Annotated in this window: 3 protein-coding genes; all 3 read right to left on the bottom strand. The window is 47.4% G+C overall.

Going from position 1 to position 4,145, the window contains the following annotated elements:
- Nucleotides 1-236: 236 nt before the first annotated feature.
- From HMPREF0372_RS06590 to HMPREF0372_RS06580, 3 genes are read right to left on the bottom strand one after another with little or no spacing between them, the layout of a single operon-like run.
- A complete protein-coding gene (locus HMPREF0372_RS06590) occupies nt 237-1,547 on the bottom strand; it encodes an IS3 family transposase (protein WP_007490030.1) in 1,311 nt (436 codons plus the stop codon).
- Between the two features lie 17 nt (nt 1,548-1,564).
- Nucleotides 1,565-2,011, bottom strand: coding sequence for a hypothetical protein (locus HMPREF0372_RS06585; RefSeq protein ID WP_007490029.1), 447 nt, complete (start codon nt 2,009-2,011; stop codon nt 1,565-1,567).
- A gap of 23 nt (nt 2,012-2,034) precedes the next feature.
- Nucleotides 2,035-3,966: an IS3 family transposase gene (locus HMPREF0372_RS06580; RefSeq protein WP_007490027.1), complete on the bottom strand. Its 1,932-nt coding sequence runs from the start codon at nt 3,964-3,966 to the stop codon at nt 2,035-2,037.
- Between the last annotated feature and the right edge of the window lie 179 nt (nt 3,967-4,145).

Genomic DNA, 4,145 nt, shown 5'->3' with positions numbered 1-4,145 from the left:
TAAACTGGTTCCAATGTCAAGGACAATTTTTTGACAGTAACAGATACAAAATAACCACCGTTACTGGTGAAAAAAGCGTAAGCACAGCATGGCCGCCATATTAATGCCGGCCATGCTGTGCTTATAATAGGGGGTGTTTTTTTTTTGCAGATTTACTAAGTCTGTTGCGGCAACGGGGTTACTGGGTTCACTCTATCGCATTGATAAGTATCACAAAGGCGAATAGAGAAAGTACCTTAAAAAAGTTCACGCATTTTGTAAATATAAGCGAGTTCTGGATGGGCTCCCCAGTTTTCTCCATTGTATAGCTGCAAAATCAGGTCAGCTGATGCGGTCATCAAATAGGCCCTTGCTTTTTGGGATAGTTCAAGAATTTCTCTCAGATGGGATATCTGTTGAAGCGCAAGTTCTTTGGAGCGGGTCCACTTCGCTATTTCGCGGCGCAAGATGCGTTGATCCCTTGCTATGACGAATTCTGGGTCCTTTTTCTTTCCTTGAGCCATAGCGCGTTTCTTTGCGCTGGCCTCTCTGTACTTTTTGGCCTTCTCCTCTGCCGCGCGGCGACGGGCGGCTATCAACGCCTGGATTGGCATAAGTTCTGTCGCCTTGATGCCGTAGTAGTTGTCCACCGGGTAGATACCAGTGGTAACATAGGTGTAGTATTCAGATGGAGTTAGCCCCGCCAGCGCATATTGGTAATGTCGATGGTTATAGGCATCAATATAGCCGCTGATCATCCGGCTTACAGTTGACGCGTCTGGACATAGCGCCACGAGGTCAAGCAATTCACATTTCAGCCGTCCGAAAAATGATTCCATGGGGGCATTGTCCTGAGAATTGCCCCTATCGGAAACAGACTGGAGAAAACCGTCATCTGACAGCAGCCTCTGGAATGTGGTCGAGAGGTACTGAGAACCTTGGTCGCTATGGATCACACATGCAGCACCTCGCAGTTCGTGTCCATGGTTCTCCATCATAACGTCATAGGCGGACTTGACAAGCGAGACTGTCATGCGGGAGGACACGCAATGCCCCAAGATCTCTTTTGTATAAGCATCCTTAAAAGCGCAAAGATAAATCGGTGTACGCACAGGGCCATAATACAAATAAGTGATATCTGTCAAAATAACTCTGCGGGGACCAACGGAGAAATTCTGTTTCACCGCGTTTTTCGGGGAGGAATATTCGTGATTGTGTGTGGCCTGATTCTTATAAGCGTCCTTCCTGGGTCTGTTGGCCACGAGATTCATTTCTTTCATAACCTTTCGACAGCGTTTTATACTGATACTGATATTGAACTCGCGCCATAGATGGGTCTGAAAGGTCCTTTTTCCCGGAACATATCCAAGTTTTCTCACGATTTTCCTAAACTTTTCTTTCAATTGCTCCTGTTGTTCTTTCTTTGCGGCACAGGAGCTGTCTATATCTTTTTTACGCCTGACCCACGAATAGTAGCCGGATCTGGACACTCCAAATATGTGAAGGCATTGCACGATAGACAGACCGTCCGCTCTATCCGCTTGTCTACGGATAAAGGAATCTACCATATAGAAACGGTCGGCGCTTACACCTTCGGATTCAATGATATAGTTGTGTCCTCCAATGCGGAACGGAGTTTTTTTTGAGCTGCAACCAGCTCCTCCAAATAGGCATTTCTGGCTTTCAGATAGGCCAGTTCTTCCAGAGGGGACATGGCCCCCATAGCCTCTCTGGGTACAGAGCCATCATAGCTGGAGGGATCTGCGGTGAACAAACGACCCTCCCGGCCCAACTGCATCGCCCGCTTTCCTGCGGAATTCGCGCGGTCCTCTCCGAGTACAGCGGTGGAAAACCCAAGGCTGTTATACGCTGCCACATAGGTCATATGCTCCTCGGAGATCTTCTTATACATGGCAACATAAAAGTCCTTCGTGTAAATAATATCCCGCCCACGAAAATCCTTTAGGAACGGATTATCCAGAAACGGCTGAATCTCCTCTGGCGGCTGCCTGGTCATTCTGTTTTGTTTCATATTCCCTCATCCGCCCACCTTTCTCATACTCCTAAATTTTTTGCCCGTTCAATGGCTCGTTGGGCAGCTTTTTCTTTCATCTGCTGATACTTTTCTTCTTCCTTTGCGATGTAGAGCGAGAATTCAGCTTCGTTCATGGCCAGAAGATACTGCTCGTACTCGACTGGCGTCATGCGGCCCTTATCCCACATGCGGCGTTCATAATTGTAATACTCTGCATATCGCGCGACAAGTTCCCTCAACTCCTCGATATCTTTGCATTCCGAATACGGACACTCATCTTTAAAATGTCCAAAGAAAGACTCTTGTGGGGCGTTGTCCTGGCAATTTCCTCGTTTGGACATCGATTGTGTGTAACCTCTTTTGCTTACTTCCTGCTGGAATGCGCCAGACAGATAAACTGTCCCCTGGTCAGAATGATAAAGTCCACCGCTGACACATGGGTGAAGATCTGATTGACGCAGTGTGGCAAGCGCCAGTTCCAAGTCATTGTGTTCGCTGACTAAAAACGCAACTAACTTGCTGGTGACGGGATCGAGCAGTGCTGAGCCATATGCCTTGCATCCGTCGCCATAGAGAAGATGTGTAACGTCTGTCAGCCGTACTTCATTGGGCCGGTAAAGGCGGAATCTGCGCTGCAGCAAATTAGGTCTCACATTCTTTTTCAGTGCCGCTCCACCCATGCGCTTGGAAGGCGCTGCCTTCCGAATCGACGATGTGAGGTTGTACGTTTTCATAATACGGCGTATCTTTTTCAGCCCCATACGCTTTCCCGTCAGAGCTGGCATCATCATATAGATCTGCCTTGAGCCTTTGGCAAACCCCTTGTATTCCATAACGGTTCGAATCAGTTCGGCATCCTGCTCGTCTTGTGCGTTTCTCTGTACTACCGACTGTCCATAGGTGCCATTCTTCAGTATGGTATAATATGACGCACGAGAAATCTTCATGAGAGAGAGTATTTTTCTAACGCTATACTTTCTTCCTGGGTCTGGCGGAAGATCCCGGAGCCACAGGCAGAGCGATTTCTTCTGCAGAACATTCAGAGAAGAAACAATATCTCCAATTTGAAGAAACCCTTTTTCTACAATACTGTCCAATGCCCGCATCCTATTTCTAAGGATTTTCCGTGTGGGAGAGGCGTTTATTGTCTCTCCGTCAGCCGGTGTAGCCCATGCAGCCAAAACTCGGCTCATGCGATATCGCTCCGTTACTGAAAATATCTCCGGGTCAATATCAAACACACGGAGGATGTCGTCGAATGCCAGTACTGCAATAGGTGCGGCAGCCTCAAAGAATGCCTTATTCAACTCTATTTTTTCACGGGTGGCTGTTTGGACATAAGGATGTTTACGATACTGCTCTACCGTGGCGGCAGTATAATAAGCTGTACGGCCCCTTGTAGCACTGCGGTTTGTGTCCTGCCCAGATGAATGTTCAAATTTTTCTTGCAGCCAGTATATTTTGTGGTAGCCCATGTCTGCTGGCGAAATCCCAGCGGACAGCAAACCATCTTCTATGGACTGTTGGGGATAGTTTCGGTATAGCTCCGCCTCAAAATCCGGATGTAAAATCAGTCTGTTGACATCCCAAACAAATTTTCCGCTTTCAACCAATTCCTCCGCAGTCATGGTTGGCATATATATTGTTTTGGCCCAGTTTGCCTGGGTTTCCGGCGATGCCTTTGAAAACTTCGGACGCCCACCCCGTTTAAAAACAGATTCCACTGACTTTGTGAAGTTTAGGCCAAGGCGCTGGGTATCAAATCCGTTTGCCTCCAGCATCCTTCTGACAGTTGACCGCTCTGGCCTCCGTATCCACGCCTCATAGACCTGCTGTCTGAACTCTATTGTCAGCAGCAAACGGTTTTCCCGCACCTCCAGCACATTTGGATTCTTTTTCAGGGCTTCTATTTCTTCAGGCGAATACCGTTTGGGAACAAATTTAACAGCCATTTTCCACCCATAGCCTCTGTCCTATTTTGCACGATGATCTTGACCTCTGTCAAGGCAGTGTCTACAGCGTTTACTCTTTTGTCAAACTACTGTCTATTTTCTGTGTACCACTGTCAATCTCTGGTCTGTCTTTCGTGCTTTTTTGTCAGAGTACTGTCCTTTCTATAGGTACCATTTTA

Origin of the sequence: Flavonifractor plautii ATCC 29863, from assembly GCF_000239295.1 — a bacterium.
Classification (GTDB): Bacteria; Bacillota; Clostridia; order Oscillospirales; family Oscillospiraceae; genus Flavonifractor; species Flavonifractor plautii.
The sequence above is the reverse complement of the archived record's forward strand: the minus strand, read 5'-3'. Positions and strand labels throughout refer to the sequence as shown.

Bases quoted from the DNA above. Each gene is read 5' to 3' on its own strand.
- HMPREF0372_RS06580 (WP_007490027.1), bottom strand. From the start codon at position 3,966: ATGGCTGTTAAATTTGTTCCCAAACGGTATTCGCCTGAAGAAATAGAA.
- HMPREF0372_RS06590 (WP_007490030.1), bottom strand. From the start codon at position 1,547: ATGGTAGATTCCTTTATCCGTAGACAAGCGGATAGAGCGGACGGTCTG.
- HMPREF0372_RS06585 (WP_007490029.1), bottom strand. From the start codon at position 2,011: ATGAAACAAAACAGAATGACCAGGCAGCCGCCAGAGGAGATTCAGCCG.